Origin of the sequence: Pseudodesulfovibrio karagichevae, assembly GCF_041414475.1 — a bacterium.
Lineage (GTDB): Bacteria > Desulfobacterota > Desulfovibrionia > Desulfovibrionales > Desulfovibrionaceae > Pseudodesulfovibrio > Pseudodesulfovibrio karagichevae.
In genome coordinates, this window is sequence record NZ_JBGLYH010000070.1 from 1 (window position 1) to 17,783 (window position 17,783).

General features: G+C 64.8%; 18 protein-coding genes. 11 read left to right on the top strand and 7 right to left on the bottom strand.

Going from position 1 to position 17,783, the window contains the following annotated elements:
* Window positions 1–323: 323 nt before the first annotated feature.
* From AB6M95_RS17005 to AB6M95_RS17015, 3 genes are all read right to left on the bottom strand, one after another.
* Window positions 324–728 carry a hypothetical protein gene (locus tag AB6M95_RS17005; RefSeq protein WP_371387940.1) on the bottom strand — a complete coding sequence of 135 codons (405 nt, stop codon included), beginning with the start codon at window positions 726–728 and terminating at the stop codon, window positions 324–326.
* 10 nt (window positions 729–738) lie between these two features.
* Window positions 739–1,029: a helix-turn-helix domain-containing protein gene (locus tag AB6M95_RS17010; RefSeq protein WP_371387941.1), complete on the bottom strand. Its 291-nt coding sequence runs from the start codon at window positions 1,027–1,029 to the stop codon at window positions 739–741.
* A 439-nt stretch (window positions 1,030–1,468) separates the two neighbouring features.
* Window positions 1,469–1,984, bottom strand: a complete 516-nt coding sequence (locus AB6M95_RS17015; RefSeq protein WP_371387942.1) for a MarR family winged helix-turn-helix transcriptional regulator — start codon at window positions 1,982–1,984, stop codon at window positions 1,469–1,471.
* 175 nt (window positions 1,985–2,159) lie between these two features.
* Here AB6M95_RS17015 and AB6M95_RS17020 point away from each other — a divergent pair, with 175 nt between their 5' ends.
* The 11 genes from AB6M95_RS17020 to AB6M95_RS17070 all read left to right on the top strand — a co-directional run bounded on the left by AB6M95_RS17020 (window position 2,160) and on the right by AB6M95_RS17070 (window position 14,178).
* Window positions 2,160–3,557 carry an MATE family efflux transporter gene (locus AB6M95_RS17020; protein WP_371387943.1) on the top strand — a complete coding sequence of 466 codons (1,398 nt, stop codon included), beginning with the start codon at window positions 2,160–2,162 and terminating at the stop codon, window positions 3,555–3,557.
* A 31-nt stretch (window positions 3,558–3,588) separates the two neighbouring features.
* On the top strand, window positions 3,589–4,350 hold the full coding sequence (gene larE / locus AB6M95_RS17025) for an ATP-dependent sacrificial sulfur transferase LarE (protein WP_371387944.1): 762 nt from the start codon (window positions 3,589–3,591) through the stop codon (window positions 4,348–4,350).
* Window positions 4,347–5,099 (top strand): nickel pincer cofactor biosynthesis protein LarB, encoded by a 753-nt coding sequence (gene larB, locus AB6M95_RS17030; RefSeq protein ID WP_371387945.1) that lies wholly within the window; start codon window positions 4,347–4,349, stop codon window positions 5,097–5,099. The genes larE and larB overlap by 4 nt, the downstream gene beginning before the upstream one ends.
* Before the next feature lie 6 nt (window positions 5,100–5,105).
* Entirely contained in the window at window positions 5,106–5,855 is a 750-nt protein-coding gene (gene larC / locus AB6M95_RS17035; protein ID WP_371387946.1) for a nickel pincer cofactor biosynthesis protein LarC, read from the top strand.
* Window positions 5,856–5,875: 20 nt separating this feature from the next.
* A complete protein-coding gene (locus AB6M95_RS17040; protein ID WP_371387947.1) occupies window positions 5,876–6,541 on the top strand; it encodes a DUF3431 domain-containing protein in 666 nt (221 codons plus the stop codon).
* Window positions 6,542–6,553: 12 nt separating this feature from the next.
* Entirely contained in the window at window positions 6,554–7,774 is a 1,221-nt protein-coding gene (locus AB6M95_RS17045) for an ABC transporter permease (protein ID WP_371387948.1), read from the top strand.
* 201 nt (window positions 7,775–7,975) lie between these two features.
* Window positions 7,976–8,605: a TetR/AcrR family transcriptional regulator gene (locus AB6M95_RS17050; protein ID WP_371387949.1), complete on the top strand. Its 630-nt coding sequence runs from the start codon at window positions 7,976–7,978 to the stop codon at window positions 8,603–8,605.
* Window positions 8,595–9,107: a DUF2867 domain-containing protein gene (locus AB6M95_RS17055; RefSeq protein ID WP_371387950.1), complete on the top strand. Its 513-nt coding sequence runs from the start codon at window positions 8,595–8,597 to the stop codon at window positions 9,105–9,107. Before AB6M95_RS17050 ends, AB6M95_RS17055 begins: the two co-directional genes overlap by 11 nt.
* A gap of 85 nt (window positions 9,108–9,192) precedes the next feature.
* Window positions 9,193–9,828, top strand: coding sequence for a TetR/AcrR family transcriptional regulator (locus AB6M95_RS17060; protein ID WP_371387951.1), 636 nt, complete (start codon window positions 9,193–9,195; stop codon window positions 9,826–9,828).
* A 12-nt stretch (window positions 9,829–9,840) separates the two neighbouring features.
* Entirely contained in the window at window positions 9,841–10,938 is a 1,098-nt protein-coding gene (locus tag AB6M95_RS17065; RefSeq protein ID WP_371387952.1) for an efflux RND transporter periplasmic adaptor subunit, read from the top strand.
* An 18-nt stretch (window positions 10,939–10,956) separates the two neighbouring features.
* Window positions 10,957–14,178 carry an efflux RND transporter permease subunit gene (locus AB6M95_RS17070; RefSeq protein WP_371387953.1) on the top strand — a complete coding sequence of 1,074 codons (3,222 nt, stop codon included), beginning with the start codon at window positions 10,957–10,959 and terminating at the stop codon, window positions 14,176–14,178.
* A 95-nt stretch (window positions 14,179–14,273) separates the two neighbouring features.
* On the opposite strand, the gene AB6M95_RS17075 is transcribed toward AB6M95_RS17070, so the two are convergent.
* The 4 genes from AB6M95_RS17075 to AB6M95_RS17090 all read right to left on the bottom strand — a co-directional run bounded on the left by AB6M95_RS17075 (window position 14,274) and on the right by AB6M95_RS17090 (window position 17,373).
* The gene (locus tag AB6M95_RS17075; protein ID WP_371387954.1) at window positions 14,274–14,816 is read right to left on the bottom strand and encodes an acyloxyacyl hydrolase; all 543 of its coding nucleotides are present in this window, start codon (window positions 14,814–14,816) and stop codon (window positions 14,274–14,276) included.
* 63 nt (window positions 14,817–14,879) lie between these two features.
* Entirely contained in the window at window positions 14,880–15,362 is a 483-nt protein-coding gene (locus AB6M95_RS17080; RefSeq protein ID WP_371387955.1) for a hypothetical protein, read from the bottom strand.
* Window positions 15,363–16,652 carry a ChaN family lipoprotein gene (locus AB6M95_RS17085; RefSeq protein WP_371387956.1) on the bottom strand — a complete coding sequence of 430 codons (1,290 nt, stop codon included), beginning with the start codon at window positions 16,650–16,652 and terminating at the stop codon, window positions 15,363–15,365.
* Between the two features lie 10 nt (window positions 16,653–16,662).
* Window positions 16,663–17,373 (bottom strand): DUF429 domain-containing protein, encoded by a 711-nt coding sequence (locus AB6M95_RS17090; protein WP_371387957.1) that lies wholly within the window; start codon window positions 17,371–17,373, stop codon window positions 16,663–16,665.
* Between the last annotated feature and the right edge of the window lie 410 nt (window positions 17,374–17,783).

Consider the following 17,783-nt stretch of genomic DNA (forward strand, 5'->3'; position numbering starts at 1 on the left):
AGGGTTTCCCTCTCCCCTTCCCCCGGACCCCCATCCCCTCTTCCTTCCTAAACCTTTTGTATGCGCATTCGCGCGTATGGGGGATGCGGGCAGGCAGTACTTTCCGCAGAGACGGGGGGGATGAATGAAATTGAGATAAAGGCAGGACTAGCCGCGTTCGTATATATTCCGCGAAGCGGCAACAAAAAGTTTGGGAGATTCCAAAGAACCTTTTTCAAAAGGTTCTTTGGCGGGGTCCGGGGCAGCGCCCCGGCCGCCGGAGGCAATAAAAGCGCAAAAAAAAGGGGCCAAAAGGCCCCTTTTTTTTGCGCTTTCAGAAAGATTTACTCGTTGACGGCGAGTTTGCGGCGGACTTGTTCGCTGACCTGGCTGACGGTGGATTCCTTTTCGGATTCCAGGGCCACGGCCAGGAGTTCGAAGAGCTCGTCGTAGTTGAATTCGAGGCTGAGGCTGCCGTTGGTGACAATGCAGCTGTCCTCGCCTTCTTCAACACGGTAGGCGCGGCGTTCGCGGGCGTGGCCGATGGCGGAGATGATACCGTAGGCGAGCTTGCCGTCCTCGTCCCGGTACAGCTTTTCCATGGTCAGCATGCCGGTCCCGTCGTCAAAATACATTTCTTCCCCAATCAGTTTGCCGGAGACCTCGAGGTCCTCGCCGAAATCGTTGGGCAGGGTAACGTTCAGGATCGGGTCGCCCCCGTCATAACCGCCAACCGTTCTGTTCGACATGCCGCTCTCCTTAGTCCAGTGGGAGTTTGAATTGGTCCGGCTCGGCCTTTCTCTTGCCCGAAGGAGCCGAGGCCTGCATTCCACTCTCTAAAAATTCCATCAGCGCCTTTTCGGGGACGCGCCACTGGCTCCCGATCTTGATGGCCCTGATGCTGCCGTTGGTGATCAGCCTGTAGGCTGTTCTCTGGTGAACCCGTAAATAGTCCGCAACTTCACGCACGGTGAGTAAAGTCGGCGGCCTGGGTGCATCTGAGTTGTCCATAATGTCGCAATCTGACCTAGGATGTTCATTCATTGACATAAGGTGTCAAAGATTGTCAACAAAGTACAACGCTGTCCTATAATGTCTAGAGATTTTCCAGAAACAGCCCTATGGAAAAGGATTACGGGACGTTGTTGTTAATTAGGGAAGACATATCAGATTTCCCTAGAAAAAATAATGGGAAAAATACACGAATCGGACTTTTCCAGGCGGTTGAAGGAAGCGAAGCGTCAACGTAAGGGGTACTCCGGGTCAACCTGGCGGCGTCCCTGATAAATTGATAAAAAGTCGCCATACCGGTAGGTTAATGAAAATAGCGCCTGCTGGAACGCTGAATAAGGGCGGCGCGGCGTCGTTTTCTGGGGATGAATGCGGTATTGTGTGGAGCCGGGGGCTGAAAGGGCGTAGCAATGCCGGTCATTCGGGGAGAATCGCACCGCAAATCGGCTTGTGGTTCATTGCGGATCAATATTTCCCGTCATTCATTGATTTCGTCCACGAGCATCAGCGTGTCGCCGTCCGAATCGTCCACTTCGTCGAGCAGGACCAGGGTCGTGTCATCCAGATCCTGGACGAGTTGTTCGTTCATCTGTTGCAGGATCCGGCGGAAATAGCGCCGGTCGTTGATGCTCAGCCGGGTGTTGACCACGGCCTGAAGGTCGTCGATAGCCGCCAGAACCACCTTGCGGATGCTCGCTCCGGTGTCGGTCAGCCCGATGACGGACTGTCGGCGGTCCTTGGGGTTGCGCTTGCGGAGCAGGAAACCGTCTCGCTCCATCCGTTTGAGAGTATTGGATAATGTGGCCTGCTCCACATCCATGCTTTGATGCAGCGCCTTCTGGGTGACGCCGTCCTTTTCCCACAGCCGGAAGAACACTTCGAGATAGCCGGGCCGCACGCCGTGAGGGTCCAGCCTCTTGGAAAGCCCCTTGGCATAGAGCCGCTGGAACAGGGACATGGCCGGGAAAAAGAGATACTCCGCTGTCTTGTCCACAAAATCACCCGCTATTACAGATTGCTACAGTTGTTTTAATAGCATGCTGTCTTTCTTTTTACAAGATGGGGAAATATGCCGATTCCGCTTTACCATGGGACCGCTCCGGGATAGGTTGCCATGGCCGGACCGGCGGCCCGTTTCGGGCGGGGCCGCAGGCACGGAGGATACTGCAATGAATATGGTCAAGCGTTGGCACGCGCAAGGCGGGTACAGAGAGGCCCTGAACATCGGTCTGCCCCTGGTCGTCAGCATGATCTCCAATACGGTCATGACCTTCACGGACCGCATCTTCCTCGGCAACTACTCGCTGGAGTCCCTGGCCGCGTCCCTGCCGGCCAATATCGTGGCCTTCCTGTTCCTCTCCTTTTTCATGGGCGTGTCCGAGTACGTCAACGTGTTCATCGCCCAGTACACCGGCGCGTGCCGCCCCGCCGACGTGGGCCGGGCCCTGTGGCAGGGCATCTGGTTCTGCGTCCCGTCCGGCCTGTTCCTGGCCGCCCTGTGCTTCCTGGCCGAACCCATGTTCCGGCTGGGCGGGCATCCCCCGGCCATCCAGCGGCTCGAAGTGATCTATTTCCAGATCCTTACCGTAGGCAGCCTGCCCTGCCTGCTCGGTCTGTGCCTGTCCAATTTTTTTGCCGGTCGCGGCCTGACCAAGCCGGTCATGCTCATCAGCATGGGCTCGATTTTCATCAATGTTCCGTTGGATTACTGTCTGATCAACGGCTTCGGCCCCTTCCCGGAGATGGGTATCGCCGGGGCGGGCATCGCCACGGTCATCGGGTTCATCGTGCCGTTGATCGTCTACGTCCTGCTCATCTTCACCCGCAGGAACGAGGTGCTCTTCAAGGTCCGCTCCGCCTGGCGTTTCGACCGCGAGCTGTTCGGCCGGTTCCTCCACTTCGGCCTGCCCGGCGGGGTCCAGTTCTTCCTGGACATGTTCGCCGTCTCCTTCTTCGTCTTCATCGTCGGCCGGTTCGGGCCGGTGGAGCTGGCCTCCACCAGCGCGGTCTTCTCCATCTACAACCTGGCCTTCCTCCCGACCATCGGCCTGCACGTGGCGGCCAGCATCATGGTCGGCCAGGCCATGGGCGACGGCAATCCGGACCGGGCGGCCTTCGCCACCCATTCGGTCCTGCATCTGGCCCTGGCCTACATGGGCGTCATGGCCGTGGTCTTCTGGGTCATGCCCGAGTTCCTGCTCAACCTGTTCCGGGCCCGGGGCGCGGCCGGGGCCGAGTTCGACGCGGTCCTCAAGATGGGTGAGGTGCTGATGCGCTACTGCGCGGTCTTCACCCTGCTGGACGCCGTGGCCATCGTGTACATGGGCGGTCTCAAGGGCGCGGGCGACACCCGGTTCATCATGGGCGTCATGGGCACCGCCTCGATCGCCTGCATCGTCCTCCCCCTGCTGGTGCTCAACGAGCTGGGCATGACCAGCATCCACGGGCCCTGGATATTCCTGCTCGTCTACGTGATGATCCTGACGGCCACGTTCTCGTACCGCTTCACCAAGGGACCCTGGCGGCGCATAGACCTCATAGGCCGCGAAAAGTCCGAAATGGGTTGAACCGTGGTGTCGTGTGGGCTATTCTTGTTGAATGAGCCTTGAACAACTTGCTACGCATATCGCCGAGCGCGCGGGCGGCGTCGGCTGCGCGGCCGTGGCCCTGTCCGGCGGGGTAGACAGCGGCCTTGTGGCCGCTGCGGCGCGAATCGCCCTCGGGGACCGGGCCGTGGCCTGCACCGTGGTCAGCGAACTGACCCCGGAGCGGGACAAACGGCGGGCCGCCGAGGTGGCCGGGCGCATCGGCATCGAACACCGCGTTCTCGAGATATCGGCCCTGGCCGTGCCCGAGGTCCGGCGTAACCTGGAAGACCGCTGCTACCACTGCAAGTGTCTGGTCTTCCGGACCATGCTGGATGCCCTCGGCAGCGAGTGCCTGCTGCTCGACGGGACCAATGCGGACGACGCCCCGGACCGTCCCGGCCTCCGGGCCGTGCGCGAATTCAAGGTCCTCTCCCCCCTGGCCGATCTGGATATGGGCAAGTCGCATATCCGGGCCCTGGCCTTTGACGCGAAGCTGCCCAACTGGGAGGCCCCGTCCGAAAGCTGCCTGGCCACCCGCATCCCCCTCGGCGTGGAACTGACCGAGGAGAGGCTGGGCCGGGTCGCCGCCCTGGAATCCTACCTGCACACCCTCGGCCTGAACACGGTCCGCGTCCGGCCTGATAATCTGATGGCAACCGTGGAGTATCTGCCGCAGTTCTCTGGAATCATAACGGAAAATCGTGATAAAATCGTGGCGCTGGCGAAGAAGATCGGGCTGGAATCATGCACCTTCCAGGAGTGGGTGGAATGAGCCTGGACCGCCTCCTGGACGACTTCGCAGCTGGACAGATCTCACGGGAAGAATTGAAGAGAGAACTGCTTCGGCAGTCCTTTATCGAGACCGGCTGCGCCAAGATCGATCAGTTGCGCGAAGTGCGCACCGGCGGGCCCGAGGTGGTCTATTGCGCGGGCAAGACGCCTGATCAGGTGGCGTCGATCTTTGATCACCTCAACCGCCACAACGGGCGTGTCCTGGGCACCAAGGCCGATCAGGCCCATTTCGAGGCCGTGCGCGAGGTGGCCGAGGCCCGCTTCGACCCCGTGTCCGGCCTGCTCTCTATCGGCGGTGCGCCGGAAAACCCGGTCGGCAAGGTGGCGGTCGTCTCGGCGGGCACGTCCGACCTGTCCGTGGCCGAGGAGGCGGCGGGCACGGCGGAATTTCTGGGAAGCCGCGTGGACCGGCATTTCGACTGCGGGGTGGCGGGCATCCACCGGCTCTTCTCGGTCATGGACGAGCTCAACGGTGCCTCGGTGGTCGTCGCCGTGGCGGGCATGGAGGGCGCCCTGCCCTCGGTCGTCGGCGGGCTGGCTCGGCCGCCCATCGTGGCCGTGCCCACCAGCGTGGGCTACGGGGCCAACTTCCAGGGGCTGGCCGCCCTGCTGACCATGATGAATTCCTGTGCGCCGGGCATCGGGGTGGTGAACATCGACAACGGCTTCGGCGCAGGGTATCTTGCGCATAAAATCAACATGTTGGCCTTCGGCGAACTGGACGGATAAGGACCCATGAACACGGTATATCTCGATTGCTCCACGGGCGTGAGCGGCGACATGCTCCTCGCGGCCCTGAGCCACGCCCTGGAGGAGTGGCGCGGCCCCGGCAGCGGGTTCGACTTCCTGGAAAAGGAGCTCGCCCGGCTCGGCCTGGACGGCTTCGGGCTCAAATGGTCGGAAAAGCGGATCGCGGGCATCAACACCCGGCATGTGGACGTGCTCCAGACCCGGGAGCAGCCCCTGCGCCACTACACGGACCTGTGCCGGATCATCGAAGGGAGCGGCCTGGGCGGCCGGGCCGGGGAACGGTCCGTGCGGGCCCTGCGCCTGCTCGGCGAGGCCGAGGCCAAGGTCCACGGCGTGAATCTGGAGCAGGTCCACTTCCATGAGATCGGGGCTGTGGATACCCTTGCTGATATTTGCGGTTCAATGCTTCTCCTGGACGCCCTGGAGGCCGTGGACGTGGTCTGCAGCCCGGTTGATCTCGGGTCGGGTTACGTGCACTGCGCCCACGGCAAAATGCCTGTTCCGGCACCGGCTTGTGCGGAACTGGCCAAGGGGCTGACGACCTTCGGCTCCGACTGTTCCATGGAGCGGGCCACCCCCACGGGCCTGGCCATCTTGCGGATTGTTGCGGACCGCTTCGGTCCCCTGCCCTTGGGCACCCTCCTCGGAGTGGGCTACGGCTCGGGCGGGCGCTCCTCGGACGAGCAGCCCACCTATGTCCGGGCCATGGTCTTGGAGAAGGTTGCGGAAGGATAGACCATGCGAGGAGCATGATCGTGCGTGACGACATCCGGGTGATCATAGCCAGATACCGCGAGGACGTGTCCTGGGCCGACGCGCTGGGGTGCGACTACGTGGTGTACGACAAGGGCGGCCAAGGCGGTCCGGATGCACGCCCGCTGCCGAATATCGGGCGCGAGGCGCACACCTATTTCACCCACATCGTCAACGAGTACGACACCCTCGCCCCCCTGAACGTCTTCCTGCAGGGCGACCCGTTTGATCACATCGATGATCGCGGCCGGGCCACGGTGGAGGACTTGTGGGAGCAGCTTGAAGACGTTGCGGATCGGCGCGTGCCCTTCAAGGGGCTGGCCTGGTTCAAGCTCAAGAGCGACCGCCTGGGGCGGCCGCACGACCTGCGCAAGCCCGAGAACGAGGGGCGCTGGGCCGGTTGGGGCCGCGACATCCCGGTGGGCGAGGTGTTCGAGCGCATCTTCGACGCGCCCATGCCCCGGGAGATCCTCTGCCGCGCGCCCACGGGCAACTTCTGCGTGACCGGCGAGCGCATCCGCACCCGGCCCAAGGCCTTCTACGCCTTTTGCCTGGGCCTCATCGAGGCCGACCCCCATGACGAGCGCAACACGGGGCACGCCTTCGAACGGCTGTGGCAGCACATCTTCAACGGCAACACGGCCTGGAACCGGGACCGTTACGAGTAGCGGGGAAGCGGCATGCTGCCTTTGAACCTGACCATCGCCATTTCGTCGCTTTCAGCGCACAAGCTGCGGGCCGTGCTGGCCATGCTCGGGGTCTTCCTGGGCGCGCTGGCCTTCACCGGGGTGCAGCACGTGTCCAAGATCATGGTCCGCCAGGCCGAGCTGGAGACCGAAAAGCTCGGCCCCAACCTCTATGCGGTGCTGGCCGGGTCCGTCCGTTTCACCCGAGGCGGGAACATGCGCATCTCCGGCAACGCCCGCAACTTCGTCCTGTCCGACGCGCAGGCCGTGATCGACTCCGTGCCCTCGGTCCTGGAAGGCACCCCGTTCGCCACCGCGACCATGGCCGTGCGCGGCAACGGCAACGCGGTCAACGTCCAGATCATGGCCTGCTGGCCCAATTACCAGGATATCCGCAGTTTTCGCCCGGATGTGGGCCGTTTCTTCACCTGGAACGAGGTCGAGGAGCGGGCCAAGGTCTGCGTGCTCGGGCGCAAGATCGCCCAGCGGTTGTTCGGCAGGCCCGAGCAGGCCGTGGGCAAGGACGTTTACATGTTCCGGGCCAGCTTCCATGTCCTCGGGGTCATGGAGGAAAAGGGCCGCGACGTGTCCGGCACGGACCAGGACGAGGTGCTGCTCATGCCCCTGACCACCTACATGCGCCGGGCCAGCAACCAGCGGTGGATTTCCGGGGTCTACCTGCGGTTGGCCAAGGACGCGGGGCTCGGCATGGTCAACGCGTCGGTGAACGCGGTCATGCGCGAGCGTCACAAGATCGACCCCGGCGAGGACGACGACTTCAGCGGCATGTCCGCCGCCGACGCCATCAAGCTGCAGCGTCAGGCCCTGGACCTGATGACCACCCTGGGCGGCATCACCTCGACCATCTCCTTTGCCGTGGGCGGCCTGGGCATCCTGTCCATCATGATCCTGGTGGTCCGCTCCAGGCGGGTGGAGATCGGCGTGCGCCGGGCCGTGGGCGGCCGCAGGCGCGACATCGTCCGCCAGTTTCTGTTCGAGTCCGGGCTCATGGCCGCGGTGGGCGGCGGCCTGGGCGTGGTCGTGACCGTCGTCCTGGTCGTGGTCGGCTGTACCGTGGCCAAGCTGCCGATCATCCTCGACCCGGTCAGCCTGCTGACCACCCTGGCCGGTTCCTGCCTCCTCGGCGTGGTCGCCGGGGCCTACCCCGCCTGGCAGGCCGCCAACATCGAAATCCTCGACGTCCTCAAGTCCTGACGACGTCATTCCGTAAAATATCAGCTGGTTGGCTATATCCATAGCAGGCTGTGCATGATCGCGTGGCCTGAGGCGCACACTGTTTTCGGCGTCGGCGAGACCTTGCCGGCAGATTGGCCAACCCCGCTTGACACAAAACCCGGACTGGAATAATGAACATGTTCAGTCAATGAACGTGTTCAACAAACCAGGGGAGATCCGGTGGACAAGGGCGAGACACTGCGGGGCCGGCGCAAGGCCGAGACCCGGCAACGGATTCAGGAGGCGGCGCGCCGTTTGATAAGCGAGCGCGGGTTCGAGGCCACGACCATGCGCGGGCTGGCCCGCGAGGCCGGGGTGGGCGTGGGCACCATCGCCCTGCACTTCCGGGACAAGACCTCCCTGCTCTTCTCCTCGTTCTTCGACGAGATCGACGCGATTTCCCGCCGGGCCATCGACGGCGCGCCCAAGGACCTCCCTTTTCGGGAACAATGCCGCCATATGCTCCGCACAATGTACAACTACTACGGCGGGAACACCCTGTTCCTGCGCTCGGTGGTCAAGGAGGCCCTGTTCGCCACCGGCGAGTGGAAGGCGCGGTTCGACGGCCAGCTCGTGGAGATGGTCGGCAAGGTGGCGGGCCTGGTGGAGGCGCGCAAGGCGGTCGGCGAGGTCAGGCCCGAGGTTTCCAGCCTGGGGGTGGCCATGGTCTGCTGGTCCCTGTACGCGGGCGGGCTGATCGACGGGCTGAACCGCGACCGGTTCGACGTGGAGGGCCAGGTGGCCGGGGTCATGGCCCAGCTGGACGTGGTCCTGACCGGGGTCTTGGCGGGAGGCGGCCATGGAGCGTAGCGAGATCGAACGGCTGCCGGGCATGGCCGGGCTGCTCGCGGGCGCGGACCACGTGGACGTGCACACCATGGACGGGGGTGTCACGGTCCTGGACCTGGCGGCGGGCGTCCTCTCCTACCGTCCCGGCTGGATGGCCCTGTTGTGGCGCGTGCGGGTGTGGCTGCTCCGGTGCCTCGGCCAGGGCGAGCGTGCGGTGCCGGGCCGGGAGCGGTTGACCACCGAGAACCTGCCCCTCGCCCCTGGCGAAAAGGTCGGGTTCTTCACCGTGGTCCGCTCGGACGGCGAGACGTACTGGATAGCCGAGGGCAAGGAATCCCATCTGGAGGCGGCCATGGCGGTCTGCGGCACCCCGCTGCCGGACGGCCGTACCCGGTTCCACGCGGTCACCGTGGTCCGTTACCATAATCTGGCCGGGCGCGTGTATTTCAACGTTATCCGGCCGTTCCACCACCTGGTGGTCCACGCGGCCATGCGCTCGGTTTTGGGCCGGGGTGACCGCTAGGCGACCGCCGGGTTTCGCCCGATGACGAAGCGTACATTTGTGTGAACAGTGTTTACAAGGTGAACGGAGTTTGCTAGAGGCGGGCATGAGCACAGCGAAGAGACGGGAACGGGACAGGGAAAAGATGCGGCGGCGCATCCTGGACGCGGCCAGACAGCTCTTCGTCAGGGAGGGGTTCGACAACGTATCCATGCGGCGCATCGCGTCCCGCATCGAGTACAGCCCGGCCGCGCTCTACCGCTATTTCCGGAACAAGCGGGAGATCCTGTCCGCCCTGCGCGAGGAGGGGTTCGCCCGCTTCGTGGAGCGGCAGCAGCGTTCCAGGAAGCGGTTCCCTGACCCGGTGGAGCGGCTGCGGGACGGCGCGCGCGGATACATCGGCTTCGCCCTGGCAGAGCCGGACCACTACCACCTCATGTTCAGCACCAGCTGCGGACAGGTGGACCTGGACGGGGAATGGGCGGCCAGCTCGCTGCGCTCCTTCCACATGTTCCGGGATCTGGTCGTCGAGTGCGCTGCCACCGGACGTTTCGGCGAGGTGGATGTCAATGCCCTGGTTTTCGCCCTGTGGGGGCAGCTCCACGGGTTGGTTCACCTCATCGCCACCGGCCAGGTGGCGGCTTTGAGCAAAGGCGCGGACCTCGATGCCCTGCTGGACCGGATCATCGAGTTCGGCCTGCGCCCGGTACCGGATTTTCAGCAATTTCAGTCGCAATCATAAAGGCGGTAGTTCATGAAACGGCTATGTGCGTTCCTCCTCTCCCTGGCCCTGCTGTCGGCCCTGTTGTTGTCCGGTTGCGGCAACGACCAGCTCGGCGAGGCGGGCGAGGCCAAGGCCCCGGTGCCGGGCAGCGATCTGGCCGAGGCCGCCCAGGTTGCGGTGCCCGCCACGGTCCCGGCCAAGCACGTGTCCACCGAGACCTTCACGGCCCGGGCCGCGGACCGGCAATCCTCCCTGACCGGGTTCACCCGCGCCCGCAGCTCCATGAGCCTGGTGTCCGAGGAGTCCGGCCGGGTGGTCAAGGTCCTGGCCGACGTGGGCGACGCCCTGGGCCGGAACGGCCTGTTCGCCGAACTGGACACCACCTTCATCAAGCTCGACCTGGCCGCCAACCGCGCGGACCAGCAGCGCCTCAAGAGCGACCTGGACTACAACAAGAAGGAGATGGACCGGTACAAGGCGCTGGTCAAGACCGACACCGCGCCCCAGTCCACTCTGGATTCCAACATCCGCGCCCACCAGGCCGCCCTGCAGCAGCTGCGCGCCAAGCAGGTGGAGGAGCAGGTCCTTCAGGAGCGGCTCAAGCGGTTCTCCCTGGTCGGCCCTCCGGGCTGGAAGGTCATCGCCCGGGACATCGAGCCCGGCGAGTGGGTGACCAAGGGGGAGACCGTGGCCGAGCTGGGGCGCTACGACGTCCTGCTCGTGCCCTTTGCCCTGACCAGCGAGGAGTACCGCGCCCTCAAGGACATGGGCGACACCGTGACCCTGCGCCTGACCGACCTGGGCGGCACGGTCAAGGCCCGCGTGGCCCGCGTCTCGCCCGGTTTCGACCCGGTGACGCGCAAGATCAACGTGGACCTGGAGATCACCAAGGGCGACTTCGCGTTCCGGGGCGGCATCCGCACGGAGCTGGACGTGGTCCTGCCCGACCCCGGCGGGGCCGTGGTCGTGCCCGCGTCCGCCCTGGTCAAGGCGTACGAGGAATATTTCCTGATGACCCCGGACGGCAAGCGGGTCCGCGTGGTCCTGCTCGGCTCGGCGGGCGACGATCTGCGCCGGGTGTCCGGCCCGGACGTGCGCCCCGGCGGCGTCTTCCTGCTCAATCCCTAACCCCCGGCGAGACGCCCCATGCACAAGGATTCGCCCACCCAGGCCCTGATCCGGTTCTCCCTGGGCCAGAAGGTCTTCGTCAACCTCATGTTCATCCTGCTCATGGTGGTGGGCGTGTTCTGCGTCTTCAACCTGCCGGTGGAGCGCTACCCGGACGTGCGCATGGGCAAGGTGGTCATCTCCGCCTTCCTGCCGGGCGCAAGCCCGGACGAGGTGGAGACCCTGGTCACGCGCAAGATCGAGGACGCCCTCGAGGATTTGGAGAACGTGGAGTTCATCCGCTCCCGCTCCTTCCGCCAGCGCTGCTCCATCATGGTCAAGTTCCTGGACGACACCGATTACGACAAATTGTATGACGAACTGCGCTTCAAGGTGTTGTCCATCCAGAACGACCTGCCAGACGACATGGACCCGCCCGACTTCACGGTCATCCGCGTGTCCGAGTGGCTGCCGGTCATGTCCGTGAACCTGCTCGGGGACCGCTCCAACCGGTCCTTGAGCCTCATGGCCGACGAACTGAAGATACCGCTGCAGGCCCTCCCCGGGGTCAAGGAAGTTCAGATCGACGGGGAATACACCCGCGAGTTCCACGTGGCCCTGGACCCGGTCAAGATGATGCGCCTGGGGGTCACCTTCGACGAGGTGGGCCAGGCGTTGCAGGGGGCCAACGTATCGGTCCCGGCGGGTGATTTCATCAGCGATTCCGGCGAGTACGTCATCGTGGTCGACGAGAAGTTCCGGTCCCGCGACGAGGTCGCCCGGACCATCGTCCGGCGCGACCTGGACGGCTCTTTCGTCACCGTGGGCGACGTCCTGAGTTCGGCGGGCATGAATTACCGTGATCCGTTCGTGGTTTCGTCGGTCAACGGCAAGGACGCCGTGTCGGTCAAGGTTCTCAAGTCGCCCGAGGGCAACTCCCTGGACATCGGGGCCGCCGTGGAAAAGGTGGTCGCCGACTTCAAGCCCGTGCTCGACAAGGAGGGCGTCCAGGCGGTGGTCACCCAGGACCAGCGCATCAACATCCGCGAGAACATCAACACGCTGGGCTCCAACCTGCTGGTGGGCATCGTCCTGGTCTGCGGCTGCATCTGGCTGTTCATGGGCTTCCGCAACGCCATGCTGACCACCGTGGGCGTGCCCTTCTCCTTCCTGGTGACCATGATCATCATGTGGCTCACCAACAACTCGATCAACGAGATCACCCTCTTTTCCTTCGTCCTGGTCAGCGGCATCATCGTGGACGACGCCATCGTGGTGGTCGAGAATATCTACCGCCACGTCCAGGACGGCAAGGGGCTGCGCGAGGCCGTGGTCGACGGCGCGAGCGAGGTCTTCCTGCCCGTGGTGGCGGCCACCTCCACCACCGTGGCCGCGTTCATGCCCATGCTGATCATGACCGGCTCCACGGGCGAGTTCTTCGCCCTGGTGCCCAAGGCCGTGTCCTTCGCCATCATCGCCTCCCTGGTCGAGTGCCTGGCCATCCTGCCCCTGCACTTCCTGGACTGGCCCGGCGCGGACAAGCTCGAGCGGCAGGCCGCGGAGCACCTCCAGGCCCGCGATCCGCGCTTCATGGGCTGGCTGAAAAAGGCGACCGACGCGGTCCTGCAACGGACCATGCGCCACCGCTGGAAGACTCTGGGGCTGGTGGTCGTGGCCTTCTTCACGGCCCTGGTCATGCTCGGGGTCTCGGTCACCGGGGTCATGCCGCTCCTGCGCATCAAGTTCTTCCCGGATGAGTACACCCTCTACTACGTGTCCATGGAAGGCCCGGTGGGTACGGACGTGTACACGGCGTCGGGCAAGGCCAAGGAAGTCTCCAAGGCCCTCATGGCGCTCGGGCCAGGCACCACCAAGGCGTGCTCCGGCCTGGGCGGCATGGACATCAACGAGGACTACGAGAACATCTTCGGCCCCAACCGGGCCATTGTCATCGTGGAGCTGCCCGGCCGGGATGAGCAGGCGTTCGTGGACAACCCCGAAAACGACCCTCAGCGCCTTCTGGACGTCATCCGCACGAAACTTGAGCCCCTGGCCTCGGGCGGCTGGCATTTTCGCGTCTGGCCCGAACAGGGCGGCCCTCCGGCGGGCAAGGACGTGAACATCCGCGTGCTCGGTCCGGACCAGGACGCGGTCATGGCGCTGAAGGACAACGTCTTCAACTGGATACGCGCCAACAAGAAGCTGTCGCCCTATCTCGCTGACCTGGCCACGGACACCGGCACGGACAACCGCGTCTTCCGGTTCATCCCCATCCCGAGCCTGGTGGCCGAGTACGGCCTGACCCCGGCCCAGGTGGTCTCCCTGGCAGGCGGCATCCTGGACGGCCGGTTCGTGGGCAAGTTCCGGGCGGCCGACGAGGATGTGGACCTGCGCATGAAGATCGACAAGCGGTTCCTGTCCACCCCCGAGGACGCCCTGGACATCCCGATCCTGCAGAACGACACGGGCCCGGTACGCGTGGGCGACCTGGCCGAGGTCAAGACCTACCGCGAGCCCGGCCAACTCAACCGCTTCCAAGGGCAGCGGGCCGTGACCCTGACCGCCAACATCCGCGAGGGAGCGCCCGTCAGCGCCCCCAGCGTGGTCCACGACGTTCGGGCCCATTACCTGTCCATCCAGAACGACTACCCCGGCGCGACCCTCAGCTTCGCCGGTGAATACGAGTCCACAGGGAGGTCCTTCACCTCGCTGATGTACGCCTTCTGCATCGCCATCCTTGTCATGTACACCATCCTGGCATGCCAGTTCCAATCCTACGTCCAGCCGGCCATCATCCTGTCCGCCGTGGCCTTCGCCCTCATCGGCGTGGTCTTCGGGACCTTCCTGACCCGGTCCCTGTTCACGGTGAACAGCTTCATCGCCACCGTGGGCGTGGCCGGGGTCGTGGTCAACGACTCCCTGGTCCTGCTCGACTTCATCAACCGCCTCTACGCCAAGGGGTACGCGCGCGCCGACGCCATCCGCGAGGCCGTGCGCGTGCGCCTGCGCCCCATCCTGCTGACCACCCTGACCACCACCCTGGGCCTGCTGCCCATGGCGCTGGGCATCCCCTACTACTCCGTGGTCTGGGGGACCATGGCCACGACCTTCGTCACCGGCCTGTGCGTGGCCACGGCCATGACCCTGCTGGTCATGCCCATCCTGTGGGACCTGGTCACCCGGCGCAAGGAGCGCAAGGACCGGAAACGGGCCGCAAAGCGTGGCATCGAGGTCGTCGAAGGACCGGTCGGAGAAGTGTAGAGTAAGTCTAGATTAATTCTAGAAAAATGGGATCCATCCGGGAATAATGAGGATTATCATTCCCGGATGCGACGGGATGGCCGCTCGGGCAGCCGCTAGAACCGGTAACCCAGGCGCACGCCGAAGTTGTCCATGCCCTCGTTCTCGTTGGCCAGATAGGCGTTGGACATGTGCTCGAACTGGAGGGAGACGTTGACCTTTTCGGTCAGGTTGTAGCCCAGAGCCGCGCCCAGGCGGAACAAGACCGGGGAGCCCAGGGACTTGCGGTCGGGATCGTCGGTGTCCCGCCTGCCGTTGTTCACGGACAGGCCGAGGTTGCCGTCCACGAAGAAGCCGCTGGAGAACAGGGGCAGCTCCCAGGTCAGGCCCGCATAGGCGTGGGAGGTGTTGCCGTCGGTGTTCACCGTCGCGCCCAGATGCGGGCGCGGCGACCAGAGCACGTCCAGGAACGACGGGGAGACGAAGAGCAGCTCGCCGTTGATGTCCGTGCCGGATTCGCGGTGGAAGCTCCAGAAGCTGACGTCGTGGGCGTAGACCCCGCCCCGGATCTCGGACAGGATCTTCCCTTCGGCGTGGGCCAGCAGGGGTGTCAGGGCCAGGAGCAGCAACAGGACCGGGACAATGCGGGCTTTGTTCATGTCCGCCCTCCTTTCGGGGTTCCTACACCCTATACGGGAGGCGGTGAATTTCTGTCAAACCGGTCAGCGGCAGAGGGCGTCCAGGAACGGCTGGACCTCGTCCGGAGCCGCGCTCACCCACCAGACCAGATCGCCCGAGTGCCAGATGAGATGGACCTGGCCCATGCCGGTGAACCGGTACACGGCCAGCCCGTCGTGGTCGAGCCGCTTGGGGGCCCTGAAGGGCGACTTGGGGTTCTCGAACATCTTGTGGACCATCAGCCCGGTCTGGCGGCGCGCCTCGGCCTCGGAGGCCACCCGCGACACCCATACCTCGGCCGGGCGCCCGTCGTCCTCTGCGTAGCGGGCGATGGCGCTGGCCTCGGCCTCAAGGGACTTGCCGTGCAGCCGGTCCACTTCGGCCCGGGCCTCGGCGCCGGTGACCAGCCGCACGCGTTTCAGCCCGCCCACGGCCTCGGGCAGCAGCCCGGACAGGTCGTCGGCCAGGGCCGGAACCGCCATGGCGAAAACAAGCACGCAACACAGGGTCAGGCAGGCGCGGCGCATCTATCGGGCCTCCGCCGTCGGGGCCACAGGGGGCTTGGGGTCGGCCTGGGGCGCGGTCTCGGGCTTGGGTTCCGTCTTGGGCTTGGCCTTGGACCGGGGCTTTCCGAGCTTGCCCAGGTCGGCGGTGAAGGTCTTGCCGCCGCGCAGGACCGTGAAGACCAGCGGTTCGTCCGCGTCGTGCACCCTGGTCCCGGCCATGTGCAGGCTGAACAGCCCCTTGAGCGGAATGCCGGAGGCCTCGGTCAGCAGATCGCCGGGCCGCAGTCCGGCCCGTTCCGCCCTGGACCCGCGCGACACGGACTCCACCAGGATGCCGTCCGCCTGGCCGGAGAGGACCATGCCCATGCGCGAGCGGTAGGTGTCCGGCGAATAGAAGAACACGTCTCCGGCCTCGGAGTCGAACTCGCCGCCCCGCCACGGCATGACGGTCAGGATGCGGGCCGCCGGGTCGAACCAGCGGATGCGCTTGGCGATGCCCCAGCCGTATTCCACGTGCCCGGCCCCGGCCACCACCAGCACGGGCCAGTCATACTGCCTGCGCAGCCGCACGGCCTCCTCGGCCATCTTGGAGTCCCAGATGGACTGGACCAGATAGAACCGCTCGCGTTCCTTCTCGTCCTTGGCGTCCTTGTTCCGATGCATGGCCATGACCGCGTTCAGGAAGGCGCGCTGGTCCGTGGCGGGCGGCACGATCTCCTTGGGCAGCAGCGCCTTTTCCTCGTCGCTCAGTCCGTCCAGCCCGTCCTTGCTGATCTTGCGGATCACCTGGTACGGCACGTTCAGCCCGGCCACGGGCACGCCGTTGTCCTTGGCGATGGCGAAATGGTCGCGGAACAGCCCGAAATCATATCCCCAGCTCTTGGCCCAATCCAACTCGCCGGGCAAAGCGTCCAGGCTGACCTGGCCCTTGCAGAAATCGTCCAGCTCCTGCTGTCGGTCCACGCCGATCATCTCCAGCCCCAGGGACAGCCCGTCGCCGTTGTCGGACAGGGCGTCCAGCAACGCTTGCTGTACCTTGTGGTCCACGGGATTCCGGTGCCCTTCCCCGATGAGGATATAGTCGTAACCCTTTGTCATGGCGACGACTTCTTCCAGGCTCAGCCGTTGTCCGTACTTGGAGATGAACTCGCCCTTCTGCGGTAGGAAGGTCACGGCCATGGGCGCGTCCCCGATGGCCTCAGGCCGCGTCTCGGGCGCGTTCCGCACGCACGCCCCCAGGGTCAAAACCAGGCCCGGCAGGCAGAGCCACAACACGCCCTTGCGCGCGGTCCGCAATATATGCTCGATCATGAAAACCTCGTTACTTGTCGAATTCAGCGTACCAGATGCCCATGGGCAGCCCGGTGGCGTCCCGCTCCACGGGAGCGGGCAGAGACTTGAGCCTTCCCGCGCCCTGCCGTCCGGTCACGGCCAGGATCAGCGCGTCGAACACGTCGTCCCCTGCCACCCGTGAGGCCGAGTACGTCCCCCGCACCCGGTCCAGCAGCCCGCGCACGTCCGGCACGAACCGCGTCAAGATTTCATACCGCTCCACCACCCCCGGCGTGTCCCGTTTGGGGTAGCGCATGGGCCCTCCCCCGGCCAGGGCGAAGCACAGCTCCGGGTGCGATTCGAACACCTTTTCCACAGCCTCGGGATGCGCGGCAAAAAACAGATCTACTTCCGCAATCTTATTCATAATACCCAAGGATTGTTCGGATAATGACTTGCCGGAAACTTTCCGGTTGATTGCCTTTGCCTCGTCCTTGGACCCGGCATGGACCGCCGCGCGGGCGGGCGTATTGAACACGCTGTTGCGCCTCGGGCCCAGCCGTTCCCTCATCAGCCTCTCGGCCTTGCGGTTGGCGTCGTCCGCCAGCCCGATGGGGATGTCCACCAGCACGCCATCCGCGTCCCGGTGCGCGCCCCACAGGTCCGCGAACAGGGGATACACGCCCACGTCCCACCGGCCGTCCGCCACCCAGGCCGCGCACCACCCGGCCTTGCATCCGTCCACACCCACGAATTTCATACCAGCACCTATACGCGCCCTCGGAAGCGGCCGCAACCAACTGCAACAAGGCGCACAAGGGGCGGATGAAGATGCCTCCGGCGGCCGGGGCGCTGCCCCATCGCTGCTGTCGACGGCTCTAAGACCGAGCAAGCTCGGCCTAAGACCCGACGCGGCCCCCGCTAGGGAACCTTTTGGAAAAGGTTCCCTGGACCCTCCAAAACTTTTTGTGTGCCTTCGGCAGGGGCGGGCGGGCGCGGGAAGGCGGGGTGGTGCGCGTAGGGTGTGGAGAGGACTCGGCTGCACGGTGTCCCGAAGGGTTTGCGGCGTTTTGGAGCAGAGGCGAAGAAGGTGCCTCATCTCGCTTTCGCCATCCGCGAAGCGGCACAAAAAGTTTAGGAAGGAAAGGGGGATGGGGGTCCGGGGGAAGG